Annotated in this window: 18 protein-coding genes and 1 tRNA gene; 8 read left to right on the forward strand and 11 right to left on the reverse strand. The window is 36.2% G+C overall.

Translation table 11 applies throughout. The annotated features are described in order from the left end of the window. Positions 1 to 20: 20 nt before the first annotated feature. A complete protein-coding gene (locus tag HX109_RS03440) occupies positions 21 to 2,027 on the forward strand; it encodes a ComEC/Rec2 family competence protein (protein ID WP_178949811.1) in 2,007 nt (668 codons plus the stop codon). Between the two features lie 6 nt (positions 2,028 to 2,033). On the opposite strand, the gene HX109_RS03445 is transcribed toward HX109_RS03440, so the two are convergent. The 3 genes from HX109_RS03445 to HX109_RS03455 form a co-directional block, all read right to left on the reverse strand. After that, complete coding sequence (locus tag HX109_RS03445) at positions 2,034 to 3,611, reverse strand: peptide MFS transporter (RefSeq protein ID WP_178949812.1); 1,578 nt, start codon at positions 3,609 to 3,611, stop codon at positions 2,034 to 2,036. A gap of 28 nt (positions 3,612 to 3,639) precedes the next feature. After that, positions 3,640 to 5,844, reverse strand: a complete 2,205-nt coding sequence (locus tag HX109_RS03450) for a S9 family peptidase (RefSeq protein ID WP_178949813.1) — start codon at positions 5,842 to 5,844, stop codon at positions 3,640 to 3,642. Positions 5,845 to 5,971: 127 nt separating this feature from the next. Beyond that, the gene (locus tag HX109_RS03455) at positions 5,972 to 8,284 is read right to left on the reverse strand and encodes a patatin-like phospholipase family protein (protein WP_178949814.1); all 2,313 of its coding nucleotides are present in this window, start codon (positions 8,282 to 8,284) and stop codon (positions 5,972 to 5,974) included. A gap of 200 nt (positions 8,285 to 8,484) precedes the next feature. Between HX109_RS03455 and HX109_RS03460 the strand changes: the two genes are divergently transcribed. From HX109_RS03460 to HX109_RS03475, 4 genes are read left to right on the forward strand one after another with little or no spacing between them, the layout of a single operon-like run. Then, positions 8,485 to 9,801: a hydroxymethylglutaryl-CoA reductase, degradative gene (locus tag HX109_RS03460; RefSeq protein WP_178949815.1), complete on the forward strand. Its 1,317-nt coding sequence runs from the start codon at positions 8,485 to 8,487 to the stop codon at positions 9,799 to 9,801. A 23-nt stretch (positions 9,802 to 9,824) separates the two neighbouring features. After that, on the forward strand, positions 9,825 to 10,046 hold the full coding sequence (locus tag HX109_RS03465; RefSeq protein ID WP_178949816.1) for a hypothetical protein: 222 nt from the start codon (positions 9,825 to 9,827) through the stop codon (positions 10,044 to 10,046). Next, a complete protein-coding gene (locus HX109_RS03470) occupies positions 10,043 to 10,339 on the forward strand; it encodes a type II toxin-antitoxin system RelE/ParE family toxin (RefSeq protein ID WP_178949817.1) in 297 nt (98 codons plus the stop codon). The genes HX109_RS03465 and HX109_RS03470 overlap by 4 nt, the downstream gene beginning before the upstream one ends. After that, complete coding sequence (locus tag HX109_RS03475; protein WP_178949818.1) at positions 10,339 to 11,295, forward strand: GYDIA family GHMP kinase; 957 nt, start codon at positions 10,339 to 10,341, stop codon at positions 11,293 to 11,295. The genes HX109_RS03470 and HX109_RS03475 overlap by 1 nt, the downstream gene beginning before the upstream one ends. Before the next feature lie 61 nt (positions 11,296 to 11,356). Here HX109_RS03475 and HX109_RS03480 read toward each other — a convergent pair whose 3' ends face one another. The 7 genes from HX109_RS03480 to HX109_RS03510 all read right to left on the reverse strand — a co-directional run bounded on the left by HX109_RS03480 (position 11,357) and on the right by HX109_RS03510 (position 19,335). After that, positions 11,357 to 13,462, reverse strand: coding sequence for a peptidylprolyl isomerase (locus HX109_RS03480; RefSeq protein WP_178949819.1), 2,106 nt, complete (start codon positions 13,460 to 13,462; stop codon positions 11,357 to 11,359). Between the two features lie 183 nt (positions 13,463 to 13,645). Beyond that, positions 13,646 to 14,920 (reverse strand): hemolysin family protein, encoded by a 1,275-nt coding sequence (locus tag HX109_RS03485; protein WP_178949820.1) that lies wholly within the window; start codon positions 14,918 to 14,920, stop codon positions 13,646 to 13,648. Then, on the reverse strand, positions 14,921 to 15,118 hold the full coding sequence (locus HX109_RS03490) for a hypothetical protein (protein WP_178949821.1): 198 nt from the start codon (positions 15,116 to 15,118) through the stop codon (positions 14,921 to 14,923). 139 nt (positions 15,119 to 15,257) lie between these two features. Next, positions 15,258 to 15,935 (reverse strand): LPS export ABC transporter periplasmic protein LptC, encoded by a 678-nt coding sequence (lptC, locus tag HX109_RS03495; RefSeq protein ID WP_178949822.1) that lies wholly within the window; start codon positions 15,933 to 15,935, stop codon positions 15,258 to 15,260. Between the two features lie 2 nt (positions 15,936 to 15,937). Then, complete coding sequence (locus HX109_RS03500) at positions 15,938 to 17,305, reverse strand: hypothetical protein (protein WP_178949823.1); 1,368 nt, start codon at positions 17,303 to 17,305, stop codon at positions 15,938 to 15,940. A gap of 32 nt (positions 17,306 to 17,337) precedes the next feature. Next, positions 17,338 to 18,606, reverse strand: coding sequence for a hypothetical protein (locus tag HX109_RS03505; RefSeq protein WP_178949824.1), 1,269 nt, complete (start codon positions 18,604 to 18,606; stop codon positions 17,338 to 17,340). Continuing rightward, the gene (locus HX109_RS03510) at positions 18,607 to 19,335 is read right to left on the reverse strand and encodes a type III pantothenate kinase (protein ID WP_178949825.1); all 729 of its coding nucleotides are present in this window, start codon (positions 19,333 to 19,335) and stop codon (positions 18,607 to 18,609) included. 101 nt (positions 19,336 to 19,436) lie between these two features. On the opposite strand from HX109_RS03510, the gene HX109_RS03515 reads away from it, so the two are divergent. Beyond that, positions 19,437 to 19,512 (forward strand) — tRNA-Phe (locus HX109_RS03515). Positions 19,513 to 19,571: 59 nt separating this feature from the next. After that, positions 19,572 to 19,856: a GIY-YIG nuclease family protein gene (locus HX109_RS03520; RefSeq protein WP_178949826.1), complete on the forward strand. Its 285-nt coding sequence runs from the start codon at positions 19,572 to 19,574 to the stop codon at positions 19,854 to 19,856. On the opposite strand, the gene HX109_RS03525 is transcribed toward HX109_RS03520, so the two are convergent. Then, a complete protein-coding gene (locus HX109_RS03525) occupies positions 19,839 to 19,991 on the reverse strand; it encodes a hypothetical protein (RefSeq protein WP_178949174.1) in 153 nt (50 codons plus the stop codon). The two genes, HX109_RS03520 and HX109_RS03525, sit on opposite strands and share 18 nt — an antisense overlap. Between HX109_RS03525 and HX109_RS16395 the strand changes: the two genes are divergently transcribed. Then, positions 19,962 to 20,090, forward strand: coding sequence for a GIY-YIG nuclease family protein (locus tag HX109_RS16395; protein ID WP_178949827.1), 129 nt, complete (start codon positions 19,962 to 19,964; stop codon positions 20,088 to 20,090). The genes HX109_RS03525 and HX109_RS16395 overlap by 30 nt on opposite strands. Positions 20,091 to 20,118 lie beyond the last annotated feature (28 nt).

Genomic DNA, 20,118 nt, shown 5'->3' on the forward strand with positions numbered 1-20,118 from the left:
ATTTTTAGTATTTTAGATAGGTGAAAATATTAAATTACCCTATCCTTAAGCTACTTATTGCCCTTTTAATAGGTATTATTCTTGGCTATCATTTTTATTTGAAGCCCACATATCTTTGGTATGTATTGCTGTTTCTACTGATCTTGGCATTCGTTCTTAATACGATCAAAAAAATTGCTAGGACATATCAATTCAGTGTATTTCTTGTAATATTATTTGTTGGCATTGGTATGCTTACCGCCAGTTTGCACTCAAAAGCAAACCCCAATCATTATTCGCATTTTTATCAATCGGGAAGCGAAGTAACCTTCAGAATTTCAGAAAAGCTAAAGTCGACCACCTATAGCCATAGATATACAGCTGAAGTTTTAAAAATTGATTCAGATGAATGCCACGGAAAAATACTGCTTCAATTAAAAAAGGATGCCGATAAGGAATTTGAGATTCCAAAGGTAGATTATGTTTACACTACAAACCAAAACCTCTCACAACCGAACTCACCTTTAAATCCGCATCAATTCAACTATAAAAAGTACTTACAAAACCAACAGATATATCATCAACTTTACCTTACGGCGCATGAATTAATCCTGACGAACACCTCTATAAAAACTGTGCAGGGGTACGCGGCTGCCCTGCGTAATAAAATAAATAACCGGCTCTCGAAATATCCATATAAAGAAGAAATCGCAATTTTAAACGCACTTCTTTTAGGACAACGACAGGAAGTTTCCGCTGAAACCTATCAACAATATGCGGCGGCAGGAGCAGTGCACCTGTTAGCCATTTCTGGATTGCATATTGGATTGATTTTACTTTTTTTAAACATCGCTTTAAAACTATTGGAGCGCATAAAACATGGCAAAACCATTAAGTTAATTTGTACTATAGTTATTTTGTGGTGTTTTGCCATAATTGCTGGACTCAGTGCCTCAGTGGTGAGGGCCGTTACCATGTTCACTTTTATTGCCTATGCAATGTATTTAAAGAGAACCCATAATATATACCATGCTTTAATTAGTTCGATGTTTATTCTATTGCTATTTAAACCGAATTTCATCTACGATGTAGGTTTTCAACTAAGCTATACCGCCGTTTTTGGAATTGTATGGATACAACCCGTAATCGCCGGATTTTGGACCACGCATAACCGTATTCTTCATTATTTTTGGCAATTGTTAACAGTTACCATTGCCGCTCAATTGAGCGTTTTACCCTTATCACTCTATTACTTCCATCAATTTCCAGGTTTATTTTTTGTATCAAACCTTTTAATAGTCCCTTTCATTGGTGTTTTATTGGGATTTGGGTTTTGCATCATCTTATTGAGCCTCTTAAACATCCTTCCCAATTTGCTAGCGGAAGCATATTTTGGGTGCATTGAATTTATGAACTCATTTATAGGGTGGATTGCAGCACAGGAGAACTTTATTTTTAGCGCCATCCATTTCGATGTTTTTAAAATGCTTGTAAGTTACCTTGTTATCATCTCATTTGTTCTCCTTTTAAAGGAAAGGAAACAGACCAGAATTATCGCCTTCTTCGGAAGTATTTTTGTTTTTATTTCTACCTTTCTATATACCAATTACAGGGCTGAACAAAAGCAACGCTTTATTGTATTTCATAAAAGTAGAACTTCCGAAATAGCATTACAACATGGCAGGAAGTTGACCCTATTTAATAAAGATCTTGAAGATGATTATAATATTAAAAATTATGTCCTAGGTGAAAATATATCGAAGCTCAAGGTTGAAAAGCCGAACAAATACATAGAATTTAAAAATCAAAAAATATTCGTTTTAGATAGCATGCCCACATTCCCAAAAGATATTGACGTGGATATTTTATTAATAACATATTCACCAAAAATTAATTTAGACCGTGCATTAAACCAATTGCAACCTAAACAAGTAATTGCAGATGGCAGTAATTATAAATCTTTTATCATGCTTTGGAAAAAGAGTTGTGCAAAAAGAAAAATCCCTTTTCACTATACAGGTGAAAAGGGATCTTTTATCTTGGAATGAAGATGTTTATTTTACACCATGCATCTTTTTCTTCATCATTGGATTTAATAAAACTAGAATGAATGCAGCACCAATAGGAATAATTGTGAAAATTAAAAAGAATGTCGATAATCCATATTTTTCAGAAATCAAATCTATATAGCTCCCTGTGAAGCCTCCGAGAAGATTGGCTATAAAGTTTGCCACAAACCATATCCCAAACATCAACCCAACCAATTTCACTGGGGCCAATTTACTAACATATGAGAGCCCTACAGGAGAAACACATAACTCTCCCAACGTATGAAATAGATAGGCAAAAACTAAAAACATTAAACTTACAGAAGCTGTTTTAGCTCCTTCCGGGATAGTGGCGGCACCATAAGATAAAACGGCAAACCCCAGACCAAGCAACGTCAAACCTATTGCAAATTTTATAGGTCCCGATGGATTAAATTTACTTTCCCAAATTTTTGAAAATAATGGCGCAAAAAGAATTATGAATAAGGAGTTTAAAACCGAAAACCAAGAAGCTGGGACTTCAGTAGCATCTGCAGCAAACTCTTTTTGAAGCATCCAAAGTACTATTGCCCAAATAATGACAAAACTTAGTCCTAGCCAAAAATTTGAAAGGGCAAACTTTTTAAAAGTTTGCTTAAAAAGAAGTATTAAAACCCAAGTTATTACAATCATTGGCACTACCGTAATGATGGCATTTATGGTTTTAAAAGTTGTAGCTGCATTTCCTTCAAGCCCCCTATCTGTATAATCTGAAGCAAAAATTGTCATGGAGCCGCCTGCCTGCTCAAAAGCCCACCAAAAGAAAATTGTAAATAAGGCAAAAATTGAAATAACAATAATCCTATCTCTTACAACAAGAGCAGACTCTTCCTTCTCTTGAACTGCTTCCTCGAATTTATTATTTGCGATCGCTTCTTCCTTTAATTCTTCGGCCTCTACCGGAGACAAACCTATATTCCCAAAAATCTTTTGTGCAAAATAAAATTGAAGCATCCCTAAAAACATAAAAATTCCTGCTAAACCGAAGCCATAGTGCCAACCCACTTTTTCGCCTATATATCCGCAGAGCAAAATACCTAGAAATGCCCCTGCATTAATACCCATATAAAAAATGGTATAACCAGCGTCTTTTTCTTTTCCTTGACTTTTATATAACTGCCCTACAATAGAAGACACATTTGGTTTGAACAAACCATTTCCAATTATTAACCCCAATAACCCTATATAGAAAAAATAGGATGAGAAGCCTTCTAAAGCCATGGATGCGTGCCCTAAAGTCATTATAAGTGCCCCTAAAACTACTGCTTTTCTATATCCTAATATTTTATCAGCAATTAGACCCCCAAAAATTGGTGTCAAATAAACCAATCCAGTATACCAACCATAAAGCATTAAGGCGTCACTTCTTTCCCAGGCCCATCCTTCGTCGAATAAGGAAGCGGTTAAAAATAATACCAGTAATGCGCGCATCCCATAGTAGGAAAATCGTTCCCACATTTCTGTAAAGAAAAGAACAAATAATCCTGACGGATGTCCTAAAACTGTGCGTTGGTTCTCTTCTGAGCCTGCGTACTTAAATTCCATGATTTAATAATTACAATTAATATTTATATTATTTACTCTCTTGAGACCCTTTTGTATTTTCAGAAGTTTCTCCCAAATGCTCATCTATAAAGTTAGTCATTTTGGTATACAACTGAAGGCGAGTATTCCCGCCGTATATTCCGTGGTTTTTATCTGGGTAGATGGCCCAATCAAATTGTTTGTTGGCCTGTATAAGTGCTTCCACCATACGCATGGTATTTTGTACATGCACATTATCGTCTCCCGAACCATGAATTAATAAATAATCCCCTTTCAATAATTCTGGATAACTTAAAGGTGAATTTTCATCGTATCCGCTCGCATTTTCCTGTGGCGTCTGCATATATCTTTCGGTATAAATGGTGTCGTAAAAGCGCCAGCTTGTTACCGGGGCCACTGCAATAGCCATACTAAAAACATCTGCTCCTTTTAGGATGCTATTGGTACTCATAAAACCACCGTAACTCCATCCCCAAATGCCTATTCTTTTGGCATCTATAAAAGGAAGTTCACCTAACTGTTTTGCTGCTGCAATTTGGTCTTGAACCTCGTATTTTCCCAATTCTTTATAGGTGACTTTTTTAAAGTCTGCTCCCTTTAGTCCTGTTCCCCTGCCGTCTACACAGGCAATAACGTATCCTTTTTCAGCCAGCATCTGATACCAAAAATCGTTGGAACTCATCCAAGTATTTGCTACTTGCTGAGATCCTGGGCCGGAATATTGATACATAAAAAGTGGATACTCTTTGTTCGGATCGAAATCTGCAGGCTTGATCATCCACATATTTAGATCGTTCCCGTTAACACTGATGGTTGAAAATTCTTTCGGACTGATTTTATAATTGGAAACTTTTTGCTGTAGCTCATCATTATTCACTATTTCTTTTAGCTCCTTTCCGGTTTTACTGTCGTTTAACGTGTATCGCGGAGGCAAGGAAGCACTGGAAAATGAGTTTATGTAGTAGCTAAAGTCCTTACTAAACGTTGCTCTGTTGGTGCCTTCTTCCGAAGAAAGTCTTTTTTTATTTTTACCATTTAACTTAATGGAATACACATCCCTGTTGATGGAACCATTTTCTACCGATTGATAAAATACACGATCTGATTTTTTATCATACCCGTAATAGTCCGTTACTTCCCATGACCCTTTGGTTACTTGGTTACGTAATTTTCCGTTTTTATTGTAATGGTAAATATGGTTATACCCATCTTTTTCACTAGTCCAAATAAAACTATTATCTTCTAAAAAGGTAAGGTTATCGGTAACGTCGATATAGGCTTTATCGGTTTCGTACAAAACCACTTCCGCTACTTTATTTACGTTGTAGAAATAAAGTTTTATATCGTTTTGATGACGGTTCATCACTTGAGCACTCAATACATCTGCATCATTCGTCCATTCTATTCGCGGGATGTAGTATGCATCTCCAAGATCTACTTCTTTTTTATTTTCCGAAGCAAGCTCGTAGGTAAATAATTTTACTTTGGAATTGTTTTCACCAGCTTTCGGGTATTTAAATTCGTGTTGGGTTGGATACAAACTTTTTCCGTATACGTCCATTGAAAATTCTGGAACTTCACTTTCATCAAAACGGATATACGCCAAGTATTCCCCGGTTGCATTCCAATCGAACGCTCTTACCAAAGAAAATTCTTCTTCATACACCCAATCGGTTACCCCATTTATAGTTTTATTCTTTTCTCCATCGGTAGTCACTTGGGTTGTATTTCCGCTGGCAAGGTCTTTTATATAGATATTGTTTTCAAAAACATATGCCACCTTGGAAGCATCTGGGGAAAAGGTAGGTTCCTGAATTTTATTTTCTGAAATTAGTTCTAACTTTTTAGAGCCGATATGGTAAACGTAAAATTTACCGAGCGTGGATCTCCTAAAAATTGATTCTACCTCTGTAGCCAAAATTAATTTGGATTCGTCTTTACTGAAGGTATAAGACGTAAAATAATTTATCGGATCGAGGGTGGAAGAAGAAACAATTGTTTCTACTTTTTCTAAGGTTTTGTAGTTGTATTTATCTATTGATGAGCTTTTAGAGCTTCTATCGAAGTTTAAAACGGTATATTGGGTTCCGTTTTTCATGGAATGCAGTACATCCATTCCTTCGGTGCGAAAGGCACCTCCCCATATTTCTTCTAATGTAATCTTTTGATTTTGAGCAGTTGTGAGGGATACTAAACCAACAAAAAGTAGGAACAGTTTAAAATTCTTCTTCATTAATTGTTACGTATTGATTAAAAAACCGTCAAGTTTACTAAAAATTTCACAGATAGCGCAACATTTAGCGTTAAACATTCCTTTAAAAAGCTTGTGACTGAAAGCCTTGATGTATTTTTAAATTGTTTTACTTTGAAAGGTTTAACTGGAGTCCTACCCCAAAGAAAAAACGAAGCTTCCCTAAGTCGTTCAGATAAGACATGTCAAAATTTAAAGGCCCTAATATCGAATTATAAGAAATTGTCGCTCCTGTTGAGAACAGCAGGCTGGTATCCACCGTTTCTGTCCAATCATTATCAAAGTCAAATACCCCATCGAAATAATCATCTAAGTCACCAAACCCAACCGAGGCAGCGCTTACGTGAGGAGTAACATAGAAATTTCTAATGATATTCATTTGAAAAGCTAGATTGGCGTTTACAAACTGTGTCGCAACCAATTCCCCATCGCCCAATCCTTTAAACATATAAGAATCACGACGGTTTTGTGGTAGGTTTCCACCGAGAAAATATTTTGCCCCTTCACCATACTCCAAAAAAGAAGCGTCGTTATTGTCTTTAGCATCTAAAAATGTAAAGCCAGCGGTAGCATTCACTATAAAAGTGTATTTATTTTTCAACTCAAAACGTTTTTCATAATCCATACTCAATTTAGAAAATCCGTTTAACCTTCCATCTACATCATTTTCCGGAAAGGCATTAAATTCAGATTTAACATGATTATAAAAGGAACGGGAAGCTTGCAAATAAGCATAAGATCCCTGGGTAGCAAAGAACACTTTGTTAAGTCTATTTTGCACGTAATAAATGCTTGCTTCTAGATTTTTAAAAGAATAGCGCTTTAGATCGTAAATATTAACATTGGTTTCTGGATCCAGTTCTGGCCTAAACAAGGTGTATTCATAATTAAACTCCAATCCGACATAATTATTTAAAGTTTTTAAACTTTTATTTAGTTGAAGCGTGGAAACAAAGTAGTCATTCTTTAAATCTTCCCCCTTGGCTCCAAAAGAAAAAAAGCCTTGCCTTGTTTTCTGGCCAAATGCTTGGGCACGCCACCACCATTTTTTTGTCTCTCCAATGCTCTGTTGGTATTGTGCCCTAAACTTGGGCTGCTCTGCTGCATCAATGCTCAATAGAATCCTGGAAGAATGACCTATAACGTTTCGACCTGTATAATTTAAAACAACACCTACCCCTTGGTTGGTATCGTAATGTAAAGCACCTCCTATTTGGTGATGGGCTTTTTCAAAACCAGATACTTGCAATGTGGTTTGGTTATTACTGTGCTCAATATTGTAATCTATTTGATGAAACAACTGTGTCCCAATGGCGTAATCGATCGCTTTCCTAATTTCCCTTGAGCTATAAGAGTTGCCTTCTTCAATTCCCATACGCGCCTTTACCAAGGAGAGGTTTCCGGAACTAATGTTCTCATATTCTATTATATCGATTTTTATTTCGTCGTCTATTTCCGGCAATTTATGTGGCCTTTGGGGATATGCTTTTAGCCGTTCTGCCAGATTTGCCAGTTCATCAACTTTTTCATCCGTAGCGATTAAACCTTCCTTATAAATATTGTTTGCCTTTATAAAATCTTTGGTAGCGTACGTGAGGTTTCCGGTATGATCTATTAAAATATCGCACATTTCCCTTTCCCTGGCGTTTTTAAGGTTACTGGTGAGCATGGAGGTTTGGAATAAAATGTTTCCAGGGTTATTCAATTTATCAATTGTTTGCAACCCTCCTCCCACATCACTACCAATAATAATGTCTGCCCCTAACTCTTTGGCAACATCCACCGGAAAATTATCTAAAACACCACCATCTACCAACAAGGTGTTTTTATATCGAACGGGAGCAAAAATACCAGGGATGGACATACTCGCCCTTATCGCCACCGACAAAGAGCTTTCAGATAAAACCAACTTTTTACCATTTACCAAATCTGTAGTAACCGCCCGAAAGGGAATCGAGAAATCATCGAAATTGCTTACATTATAAACTGGATAGGTTAAAGACATAAGGTATTCCCTTAAGTTTTGATCTTTTAAAATGGATGCTTTTAACTTTGGTTTCCCTTTTATAATATCGTATTCCAATAGATACCGTTCAAATTCACTTTTCTCTTCCACACTCACATCACGCAAGGAAACATCCCCAAAAAGCAATCGATCCCAATCTACGGTATTGGTCATTATACGAATGCTATCCGCAGAATACCCAATAGCATAGAGACCGCCCACTACACTCCCCATACTCGTTCCAACAATAAGATCTGGCACAATCCCCAAACTATCCAGCTTTTTTAAAACTGCAATATGGGCAATCCCTTTAGCACCTCCCCCACTTAAAACCAAAGCTACCTTAGGTTTTTCTTCTTGGGAATGAACACAAGAAAGACCAATAAAAAGAGCCATAAAGCACAACAACTTTCTCATCGCGTTTTGTTAAGGGTATTTCTCAAAAAAATAAATATTAATTCCGACATTATATAGCTAACATATACACTTTTAAAGATATGTAAATTATTTTATTGAAAATGTCCATAAGAAACATGGTTTTCTGTTTTGCCCCTTAAAAAGCCCCAACCTTATCTTTACAGAATGCATATCTTTGCTATTTCATATAAAAACTAAACATGGCAAAACCCGTAAACGGATTTTCTAAACTTTCCAAAGAAGAAAAAGTAAATTGGCTGGCGGAGCATCACTTTAAAAATAAAGAAGAAGGCATTCGTATACTACATCAATATTTAAACGAAGATACCAAACTTCAGTCTCTTCACGATGATTTTATTGAAAATACCATTAGTAATTTTTACCTTCCCTTGGGCATTGCACCCAACTTTCTAATTAATAATACCTATTACACCATCCCTATGGCCATCGAGGAAAGTTCGGTGGTGGCAGCCGCGGGTAAATCAGCTAAATATTGGCAGCAACGCGGCGGTTTTAAAACCACTGTTTTGGGTACGGAAAAAATTGGACAAGTGCATTTTATGTACCATGGAGATACCGGAAAATTGCATACTTTTTTTAAAGGAATAAAACCTAAACTTTTAAAGGCTACGGAAGACATCACCGAAAACATGCGAAAACGCGGTGGTGGGATTTCTTCTATAGAATTACGTGATAAAACGAATTCCCTACCCGGCTACTTTCAACTGAACTGTACTTTTGAAACTTTAGATGCCATGGGAGCCAACTTTATAAATTCCTGCTTAGAAGCCATTGCAAAAAGCTTTAAGGAAGAAGCACAGGATTTTACGGACTTCACTACGGAAGAAAAAAATATAGAAATCGTAATGAGCATCCTTTCCAATTACGTGCCCAATTGCGTCGTAAAAGCAGAAGTAAGTTGTCCCCTTGCCGATTTAAATGACGACAAAGGACTCAGCGGAAAAGAGTTTGCTGAAAAATTTATAAGAGCTATTGCCATTGCCAATGCAGAGCCTCACCGTGCGGTTACGCATAACAAGGGCATAATGAATGGTATTGACGCCGTAGTACTGGCCACGGGAAACGATTTTAGGGCGATAGAAGCTGGAGCACATGCCTATGCCGCTAAGGAAGGTTCTTACAAAAGTTTGACACATGCTAAAATAGAAGATGGCACATTTTATTTTTGGATTGAAATTCCGCTTGCTTTAGGAACGGTGGGCGGACTCACAAGCTTGCATCCGTTAGTAAAATTATCTTTAGAAATTTTAGACAGGCCTTCTGCCAAGGAATTAATGCAAATAGTGGCCGTAGCAGGTTTGGCGCAAAATTTTGCTGCCGTAAGATCGCTCATTACCGACGGGATTCAAAAAGGACATATGAAAATGCACCTAATGAATATTTTAAATCAGTTGGGAGCCACCGATAAAGAAAAAGAGTATTTTGTAAACTATTACAGAGATAAAACCGTAACACATAGCGGAGTGATTAGCGAATTTGAAAAAATACGGAAGTAATTCTTTTTTATAACTTAGTAGATATGGATGTAGAAAAAACAAAACTTGAGTTAATTAACTTACTTCTAAATGAACAAAAAGAGCGGGTTCTAATGGAAGTGAAATCGTTGCTATTGAGGGACGGCAAGAAGGAAGAGCAAATTATAAAAGATCTTTTAAAGGAAAGTGAAAAACAATATGCGAATGGAGAGTATGAACCTTTTCAAAACATTATAGAGGAATCGAAAAAAAATTATTCTAAATGACCATTGTTTGGACTCCTTTAGCTAAAATTTCCTATTATGAAAACTTAGAATATTTAGAAAAGTCCTGGACTCCCAAAACTATTCTTAAATTCATAGAAAGTGTTGAAAAAACAATGCTTCAGGTTCAAGAAAATCCTACTTTATTCCCTAAATGGAGTTTAAACGGCAATTATCAAAAGGGACACATTAATAAACATATTTCCTTTTTCTATTCAATAATCATAAAAAATATTGTGGTGCATTTATTTTGGAATAATCTTCAAAATCCCAAAAGTCTAAAGAAATTACTTTAATGCCAAATCATACACCTATAACCCCAACAACATTCCGAAGTCATGGTAAGTTATTAATTACCGGCGAATATGTAGTGCTGGATGGGGCCGAAAGTTTTGCGCTTCCAACCAAATTTGGGCAAACACTTAATGTTCTCAATACTCAAACAAACAAACTGACATGGAAAGCATTCAATCATAAAAACAAAGAGTGGTTTTCTGCAGAATTTGATCTAAATCAGCTTAAAAATTTCGATGAAAAATCCATTTTAAAAAGTACTTCTATTGAAATTGCCAAAAGGCTTTTTAATTTTTTAACGGGAGCCATTCAATTAAACCCTAATTTCCTTAAAAACACCGACGGCCTGGACGTTAGCACTTATTTGGAATTTCCCGAAAATTGGGGACTGGGCTCTTCATCCACACTTATTAACAATATAGCGACTTGGGCAAAAGTAGACGCTTACAAGTTACTCTGGAACAGTTTTGCGGGCAGTGGTTACGATATTGCATGTGCTCAGCACGACAATCCTATCACCTATCAATTGATAGATAAATCCCCTTTAGTAAATACAGTTTTATTCAACCCAAATTTTAAAGAACATTTATTTTTTATTCATCTAAATAAAAAACAGAACAGCAGGGAAGGGATTAAAGCATATCGAGCGCTTGCCAACCAGCTTCAAAAGGATGAAGCAATAGCAACCATTTCCAAAATCACAACAAAACTTATAAATACCAATAACCTTTCATCGTTTGAAAGCTTGCTTTACGAACACGAACAGATTATTGCAACTTTAATCCAACAGAAAACAGTAAAACAACTACTTTTTGACGATTTTAAAGGGAGTATAAAAAGTTTGGGGGCTTGGGGCGGAGATTTTGTACTGGCCACAGGAGAAGCTTCCTACGTAAAGCCATACTTCTTAAATAAAGGATACGAGACCATACTGCCCTATATCGAAATGATTGCATAAAAAAAGCCCCTTGACTTGATTAACCAAGGAGCTTTTTAGTATTATTTATAAGAGAATTATCTTAGTAGATATCAGCTCTTTCGTCTTCTATTTCTGCTGCATCTTTTAACGCATTATATGCTGCAAAACTAGCTCTGTTTCTATTTAATGTTTTCTGCGTGTTGGTGTAAGTGGCATAGTTTTCTAAAGATGGAGCAATGATTTTTTTCGTAACTGAAACCATATACACCCCATTTTCACCTTCAATTAATCCTGAAGTTTCACCATTGGAAAGCGCCATAGCTACTCCAACAACCTTTGGTTCTCTACCAGCACCAGAAATAGTTGGTGTTTTCATGGTGAGCCCAGTTGCACCGGTAACATTTACACTGTTACTTTTAGCTAACTCATCTAAAGATTTTCCAGCATTTTTATCTTTAATAATCGCTGCTTTTTTCTCTTTTCTAAGAATTGGCAATACTCTAGCAGAAGCGTCTTTGGCTGTAGCCAAACCTTCTTTTCTTTTTCCAGTCAATTGTACGATAGCATATCCATTTGGTGTATTGAAACGCTTTACATCACCTACTTGTGTGTCTGCATTAAAGGCCCATTGCACAACCCCTCGTTGGTTTCCTACGCCAGGGATGTTTTCATCCAATGGCTTAATTTGGTTTACGGGACGCACATTGTAATTGGATTCTTTTGCAACACTCTGAAAGTCACCGTCGGCAGCTGCCATTTCAAATTTTGTAGTTTCCGTATACAAATCACTTGATGTTTTTTCAGAAGGCTCTATTTCTCTCGCAATAGTTGCTATTTGAACCACATCGTACTTATCATCCACTTTAATAATGTGGTAACCAAAATCGGTTTCCACTAATCCTATGGAACCTATTTCATTGTTAAAAATGTAATCGTTGAATTGAGGCACCATTTGTCCCTCTGGAATATTATCGTAAGTACCTCCACGGGCAGCAGAACCAGGATCTTCAGAATTATCCCTTGCCAAAGCCGCAAAATCATCTGGATTTTCTTTTACTTTCGCCAAAATCTCTTCTGCCTTAGCTTTTGCTTCTTCTTTGGTTCTAGACTCCTTTGGTTGCGCCTGAGAACCGTCGTAAGAAATTAAAATGTGACTCGCTTTTACAGACCCACCTTCTTTTTTGGCCACCATTCTAGATATCTTGTAGTAATCCCCATCTTTGTAAGGACCATAAATACCATTGATCGGCAAACTATACAATGTATCTGCAAAAGCTGCAGGCAATTGCGCCTTGGTTACGTAGGTAGTGTCGTATTTTATATCAGAATTTCTATTCACAAAATCCCTAAGGTTCTCTGTGGTTTTAAAACCAGCAACCGTTTCATCCTTTTTGGTGGTCTCATTGTATTCAACACTGTTCTCCAATAATTTTGAAAGGCTTGTTTTAGCCTCTTCGATATCTGCTTCTGAAGCTTTTTCTTCAAAATACACATAACGAATGTCACGGGAATTTTCTTGTTTGAATTCGTTTTTGTGTTCTTTTACATATGCTTCAATTTCGCTGTCTGAAACATTTACCGTACTATCTGGAATAGATGTGTAAGGTATTTTTACATATTTAATGTCCACCTTATCATTTTCTAAATGGTAAGCCAACTCCCCTTCTTTCAAAGTAGAACCAACACCAGCTTTCACCAAATTGAAATAAGATTGCTCTTTTGATTGATTGATCAAGGCATCTTCCTGCATTTGCCACTGTTGGTAGCCTGCTGGATTGTTTGCTTTAAGATCGGCAATAAACTCAATAAATTTACCTTCGTCAAAAACTCCGGCTTCATTTTGGAAGTTTGGATCTTGAGCAAAAGCAGGATTCGATTTTACCACTTCCAATATTTGATCTTTTTCGATATTGATCCCAAGATCTTCAAATTGTTGTTCTAGAATAATCCCTCTAACCTCTTGATTCCACACTTGGTTTACTACCTGTAGCGTACTTGCATTGGCACCGTATCTTCTCGATGCATTTTCTACTTTGTACGCAAATTCCTGTCGAGAAATACTTTCTCCATTTACTTCTCCAACTACTGTTTTTCCGGTACCGGTATCTTTACTGAAGATTCCCGAAATAACAAATGCAAATAAAGCCAAACCTATTACCAATATTAAGAATAGGGAACGACTTCTAATTTTCTCTAGAATTGCCATTTATCAATACAATTTATTAAATTAATGAGGGCGAAAATACCACTTTTTTGGAATAATAAAAACCTGGGGATGTAATTATTGTGGATTTTGTTTCATCTGCGGAGAAATGGGGAGATTTCAACAAAAAATTTGGATTACAGGAGCTATTGTTTCCCGTTTAAACTGAATAAAAATACCTAAGGACTATTCTTCTTCCAAAACTTTAAGGGAGAGCAAATCTATTTTGGTATTGCTTACTTCCAATACTGTAAATTGATAATTTTCAATCATTACCACTTCTCCTTTTGGCGGAATTTCCCCAATTTTGTTTACTATCAACCCTCCCAAAGTTTCATAGTTTTCCCCTTCCGGAAGGTCGAGCCTGTACTCTTCATTTAAATAATCTACCTCTAAGCGCGCGGAAAATTTAAATTCATTATCACTTAATTGCTCTTCTATTAAAATCACACTATCGTGTTCATCTTCAATTTCACCAAAAAGTTCTTCTACTATATCTTCCACGGTCATAATACCAGATGTGCCCCCGTATTCATCTAAAACAACGGCAATACTTTTTCTCTTTTTGGTAAGCACCTCCAAAACATCACTAATAAGCATGGTTTCTGGAACGTACTCCACTGGCATCATTACACTTTTAATATCGGTCGGGTTTTTAAACAAATCGAAAGAATGTACATATCCAATAATATCGTCGATAGATCCTTTATAGATAAGTATTTTGGAATACCCTGTTTCCGTAAATATTTTATTGAGTTGATTTAAGGATTCGTCATATTCCACTCCTGTAATTTCCGTGCGGGGGATCATTACCTCCCGAGCCTTAACTTCTGCAAACTCCAGGGCATTTTGGAAAAGCTGAATCTCCGAATCCAAGTTATCTTCTTCGTCTGCGGCTTCCACCTGCTCCGAAATATAATCTCCCAATTCTACCTTACTAAAAGCCAACTGCACTTCGTCTCCTTCGGTTTTAAAGAAAATTCGCAACACCGCGTCTGAAATCCAAATAATAAATGAAGAAATAAAGGAAAAAAGCACATAGAAAATATAGGCGGGAACAGCAAAAATCTTTAAAAGACTATTGGCGTAAATTTGAAAAAATACTTTTGGTAAAAACTCAGCCGTAATTAAAATAACCAATGTAGAAATTATGGTTTGCACCAAAATAATATTAAAAGGAAGACTTTCCACGCCCACATAAGCTGGGTATAGATAATCAATTAATAGGTCCCCCATATATATACCATAAACCACAAGGGCAATATTATTCCCTACCAGCATAGTGGCAATAAACTTAGAAGGTTTTTTGGTTAATTTAGTAAGAACCTTTGCCAAAATCCCATCTTGTTTTTTCTCAATCTCGATATGGATTTTGTTGGATGAGAAGTAAGCAATCTCCATCCCCGAAAAAAAGGCGGAAAGTATAAGCGATACAATAATTACAATTATGGCGATTTGCATCTATTTTTTGTTTTTTCTTTCAGCAAATTTTTTCCGGTAATACCTTCGGAAAAAGAACATTCCTAAAGATACTACGGCAAAAAACATAAAAAGATATGCTCTATTGCGGTCTGTATCCCACATTTGCACCACTTCTACAATGGAAATAACAGCCACAACGAGATATACAATCTCAAATATTTTAAAATACTTCATCATAAATTTTATAGGAAAATAAATTTTCTTCAATCAAATGTAAAGAAAACTTAGAAATAATTGATTCTTTTAGTTCGTAAGTGATGTCAGAATTTAATCTGAAGCAGACAATTTTCTAGAAATACCTTACAGAGTATATGACTTACTGTTTTTCTTTACCCGTTTCTTCAGATTCTTTTACTACTGCAGTACCTGTATTTCCATGAGAACTTACTACGGTAAACTCTTTATTAAAGTCTATCCCAACCCCTTTCATATTAAGATCCGGACTGGTAAAAATATAGTTTCCTTCGGTAAATATCCATTGGTTATTTCGATCCCAATACAATTGGGGAGCATTAAGGCGTTTACCATCATGGGTTTCCAAAACCACATTGCCTTTCATATCGATAAGCTCTGTATCTATATAAATAATCCCATAATTGGCAGAGATGACGCTTTTTTGATTTTTATCGTCGTAAAAATCTACATGCACACCTTTTGGAAATTCCCGGTATGGAAATTCTTGATTGCTGTAATCTTCATAAACAGGGCCACTTACTACGGCTTTAAGTTTTGTGGAGTCAGTATATTTAAGCACAAAATTTTCGGCTACCCCCACAGGCATCTTATTGCGCTTATTGAGTTCTTGGGTTTCACTCAAATAACCTTCGCATGAAAAAAACATTGTCACAGCAAAAACTGTGACAATGTTTGTGAAAATATACTTTAAACCTCTATTCGAAGGTTTTGTTATAAAACTTTCCAAGATTAAATGGACTAAATTTAGTTTTCTAAATACCTCGAACCATTTGCTCAAGGTAATTACTTTTGGTTTCATTCTTATAAGTTAGGAACTTTTATGCTTCCACCAACCCAGCAGTTAAAATTAATTATTTTTCCTGCCATATCTGCACTAAAGATATCTTGCTTGCTTGGCGCTCTTCCTTCGTAACTAGCCGCTGCTTGAGAAGATCTACTACTTAAAGATGGATCAACCTGCCCTGCTTTTCTAGCTACTTGTGCAGCTTTCCAGTAGATTGCTCTTTTCTCGAAGGTAGTACTACCGCATTCGTTGGCACTGTTGGCATACAAACTTGCGATGATTAAGTATGGAGTACCGTTTGCTGGGTTTAAATCCAATGCTTGTTGCGCATAGTTTCTAGCCGTTGACTTCTGACCTCTTTTTGCAGCCTTGTTAGCAACATTTGTTAACTTTTTAGACTTTTTGATAGGATCTGTTTCCAAATCGATTGACTGCTTGTAAAACTCTAACGCCTTAGAACTGTTCCCTTGCTCTTCGTATAAAGAACCTAAGTAATATTTAGAACTTGCAGAAGGCTCAATTTTATCTAAGGCCTCCACCAATTTAACGAATAATGGATCTCCAGTACAATCTTTTTCATCCATTCTTCCAGCAGCACTTTTTAACCAGTTAGCATCGGTTTTATGTGCCTCGAAATTCTTTTGGTAAAGTGGAATCAAATTATCGCAATCTGCCAATTTACCTAATTTAGAATCTACACTACTGCTTATCTTTTCATAGTTCTCACCATTTTGTCTAGCTGCTGCCAATACTTTCTTTTCTTTGCTAGAAAGGGTACCTTCATCTTCTTTAGGAACCAATTTTACGATTGTTTCTCCTAATTCCTGATTTTCTTCAGCAATTTTACCGGTTACAGCATCATAAGTATCAAATACCTCTTGAAGGTCTTTTTTACCCGCATCATGCAAATCTACCAGAGTAGAGAAGTATAAATAAAGCGCTTTAGGGTTCTTAAATCCATCAGAATCTTCTTTAAAAGCCTTATCCAATAAATTATAAATCTCTTCGTCTGACCCTAACTTTTGATCATACATTAGCAAAGCCGCATCGATATTGGCATTAGTAACCGTAAATTTCTTTGGAAAATATTCAGGCCCTTTTTTGTAAACATCGGTAAGCATTTTAATGTACTTATCCTTATTTGCAGGATCTGATTCAATTTTGTCTTTTAAAATTTTCTCTCCAAATAAAAAAGTAGCATAATGCAGTTCTGGGCAGTTCTCGTATACCATTTTCCATGGTTCGTAAGCTGCATCATAGTTTTTAACTTTCGCATGTTCGGCAAAAATAGACAGGTTTTGTGGACATTCCGGGTTTTGAGCCTGCCCGAAAGTAACAAAAGCAACCCCAAGAACACCAACCAATATTGAAATCTTCTTTCTCATTTATTTAATTTTATAGGTTAACGTATAATTTTTTATCTAATTAAGTTCTTTCTAAACCATTGATCGTTCAAAGATAAACTTATAAAAACATTTACATAATTATCTTGAACTCTTCCTAAATAAGTGCTTCCGCGTTTCCCTGCTTCCACTCCTATATTAAAGTTAGAAAAACCATTCATTGGTAATCCTAAACCAAAAGACATGCCAAAGTCGTGCACGGGCACATTATTTACTACCAAGCCAGTTCGCTCATTCTTTAAACCAATTCGGTAAGTGATTCTTTTCCAGTAGCTTGCATAAGTATTGTAATCTGGAACCCAAAAAGCTCCAGCAGAAAATCTTTCTCCATCTTCATAAGAACCATTTACTGGATTTACAAAATCGTTTCTAAACTCACTGCTATTGGTTATTTCGTACTCAGCTCCAACAAACCAAGTATATTTTTTACCCACACCTAAACCAAAACCATAAGATTCTGGCAAATGCAAGTATGTGGAATTTAGCCCCAATGCCGCCAAATCCACTTCTTCCGTAACCCTTGGAATATCTATACCGTTAGAATTTCCTGCCAATGTAGATATTGTTCTGGAGTTACTGGATGTAATTTTTGTTGCCGGGGTGTACAAGATAGAAGACTTCAATCCTATATTCTTGGTTAAATCGGCATCGTAATTTAATGAAAAATTGAAATCAAATCCACTATATTCCGAGTTATCTTGCACTCTCGAGCCATATTGCACCCCTTCTGTGTATTTTACACTTTCATTTTCAACTTTTCCGAAGTTAAAGTTACCCCTAGCACCAATGCTAAAGTTATTCAGGAAATTATACCCCAAGGAAAAGTATGCCTTATTAAGTCCTCCTTCACCTTCATACCTGCTTAATTGAGCAGGGGAGATATCCTCGTCGAGAGACTGTACCGCATACCCTACAGATGTGTATGGCAAAACCCCAAAGCTCATCCCTAGATTATTGCCTAAAGGAATTCCAATCGCTAAATAATCAAATGTAACATCTGAAGCATTTTCACTAGACTCATCTGTCTTTAAAGAAAGGGAATTGTAACTGGCACCAGCTGTAAACGTGGTTAATTTTAACTTCCCCAGCGAAGCCGGGTTTTGAAGGTTTAAGTGAATACTATCTGTATAAACACTTATCCCTCCCATCATTCTGTTTTCGGCCAACCCTTTAAATCGTTGGTCTCCTATACCATAAAAAGAATATGGCGACACACTTCCTTCCTGCGCAAAACTGTAACTACACATAAAAAATACAGCTACAATAAAAATCTTTTTAATCATTTAGTGTTTGTTGAGTTCTAAAATATGATTAACTCCCTCTACGAGAAAATTAGAATGGGCAAATATGCTACTTTTTAATCTTTTAGACAAAAAATGACTATCACCGCCTGTTAAAATAACTGTTAAATCTTTAAATTTTTCTCGATATTGTGTTATTGTAGCGTCAATTTCATTAACCGTTCCGTTCAAAACACCAGAAATAATACAGCTTTTTGTGCTATTTCCTATAAAATCATCGATTTCAAAAGAATCTATTAAAGGCAAATTTGCGGTAAAAGTATTTACGGCTTTGTAACGCATTCTAATCCCTGGGGAAATGGCTCCGCCCTTATATTTTCCTTCAGAAGATAGAAAATCGAACGTAATGCAGCTCCCGGCATCAATCACTAGACAATTGGTATGTTTGTAGGCATAAAATGCTGCAGTTATTAAGGCTATTCTATCTACCCCCAAAGTTTCTGGAGTGGCATATTCATTTATAAATGGCACTTTAGATTGAGTGGTCAATGACTTTAAAGGTGCAAAAACCGCCAAAGCTTTCATGTATTTCTCCGGTAATTTCCCCACGGAAGAAACCATGGTTCGCTTAATTTCTGGATACTTTTGAAAAATTTCTGAAATATTTTTTAAAAAATTCTCTTCAGGAACTTTTAGAACCTGCAAAACCTCATCTCTCTTGAAGACAGCTACTTTGATAAAAGAATTTCCTACATCTATTATTAAATTCATCCTTAATTTTTAAAGTTGTAAATTTACAAAACCGATTTTTTTAAAAAATGTTTTGCAAATATTAAATTTGCATCTATATTTGCACCCGCAATCAAGCAACTGGTGCCTTAGCTCAGTTGGTAGAGCAAAGGACTGAAAATCCTTGTGTCCCTGGTTCGATTCCTGGAGGCACCACCACTAAAAGCCCGATTCCATTTTTTGGTAATCGGGTTTTTTGGTTTTTGTAACTTTCCAAAATGAAAACCCTTTATATTCTTTTTAGCCAATCAGCAAACCAGTTTTACACAGGAATGACCTCTGATTTGGAGGAAAGATTAAAAAAGCATCGGGCAGGAGCCTACAAAAATGCATTTACGAAGAAAGCAAAAGACTGGGAAGTTGTGTTGAAATATCACTGCCTACATACTAAAGACGCTCGATATTTGGAGCAATTTATAAAAAGGATGAAAAGTAAAAAATTCATATCTAAAGTAATCAATGATCCCGAAATATTAACAAGCATCCTACAAAATAGATTTTAGGTGTGCCCCTGGTTCTCCCGATGCGTCGGGACTGGAGGCACCACCACTAAAAGCCCGATTCCATTTTTTGGTAATCGGGTTTTTTGGTTTTTGTAACTTTCCAAAATGAAAACCCTTTATATTCTTTTTAGCCAATCAGCAAACCAGTTTTACACAGGAATGACCTCTGATTTGGAGGAAAGATTAAAAAAGCATCAATATCATTCTTCATTCAATCGAGCATCAACCCAGTAAAAAAGCCTAATGCGTTCAACCTAAGACC

Source organism: Galbibacter sp. BG1 (assembly GCF_013391805.1).
Classification (GTDB): domain Bacteria; phylum Bacteroidota; class Bacteroidia; order Flavobacteriales; family Flavobacteriaceae; genus Galbibacter.

Coding starts and splice junctions, on each gene's coding strand:
- HX109_RS03465 (WP_178949816.1), top strand. CDS start 9,825: ATGGATGTAGAAAAAACAAAACTTGAGTTAATTAACTTACTTCTAAAT.
- HX109_RS03450 (WP_178949813.1), bottom strand. CDS start 5,844: ATGAAGAAGAATTTTAAACTGTTCCTACTTTTTGTTGGTTTAGTATCC.
- lptC (WP_178949822.1), bottom strand. CDS start 15,935: ATGAAACCAAAAGTAATTACCTTGAGCAAATGGTTCGAGGTATTTAGA.
- HX109_RS03500 (WP_178949823.1), bottom strand. CDS start 17,305: ATGAGAAAGAAGATTTCAATATTGGTTGGTGTTCTTGGGGTTGCTTTT.
- HX109_RS03510 (WP_178949825.1), bottom strand. CDS start 19,335: ATGAATTTAATAATAGATGTAGGAAATTCTTTTATCAAAGTAGCTGTC.
- HX109_RS03480 (WP_178949819.1), bottom strand. CDS start 13,462: ATGGCAATTCTAGAGAAAATTAGAAGTCGTTCCCTATTCTTAATATTG.
- HX109_RS03475 (WP_178949818.1), top strand. CDS start 10,339: ATGCCAAATCATACACCTATAACCCCAACAACATTCCGAAGTCATGGT.
- HX109_RS03455 (WP_178949814.1), bottom strand. CDS start 8,284: ATGAGAAAGTTGTTGTGCTTTATGGCTCTTTTTATTGGTCTTTCTTGT.
- HX109_RS03470 (WP_178949817.1), top strand. CDS start 10,043: ATGACCATTGTTTGGACTCCTTTAGCTAAAATTTCCTATTATGAAAAC.
- HX109_RS03485 (WP_178949820.1), bottom strand. CDS start 14,920: ATGCAAATCGCCATAATTGTAATTATTGTATCGCTTATACTTTCCGCC.
- HX109_RS03505 (WP_178949824.1), bottom strand. CDS start 18,606: ATGATTAAAAAGATTTTTATTGTAGCTGTATTTTTTATGTGTAGTTAC.
- HX109_RS16395 (WP_178949827.1), top strand. CDS start 19,962: ATGAAAACCCTTTATATTCTTTTTAGCCAATCAGCAAACCAGTTTTAC.
- HX109_RS03445 (WP_178949812.1), bottom strand. CDS start 3,611: ATGGAATTTAAGTACGCAGGCTCAGAAGAGAACCAACGCACAGTTTTA.
- HX109_RS03520 (WP_178949826.1), top strand. CDS start 19,572: ATGAAAACCCTTTATATTCTTTTTAGCCAATCAGCAAACCAGTTTTAC.
- HX109_RS03490 (WP_178949821.1), bottom strand. CDS start 15,118: ATGATGAAGTATTTTAAAATATTTGAGATTGTATATCTCGTTGTGGCT.
- HX109_RS03460 (WP_178949815.1), top strand. CDS start 8,485: ATGGCAAAACCCGTAAACGGATTTTCTAAACTTTCCAAAGAAGAAAAA.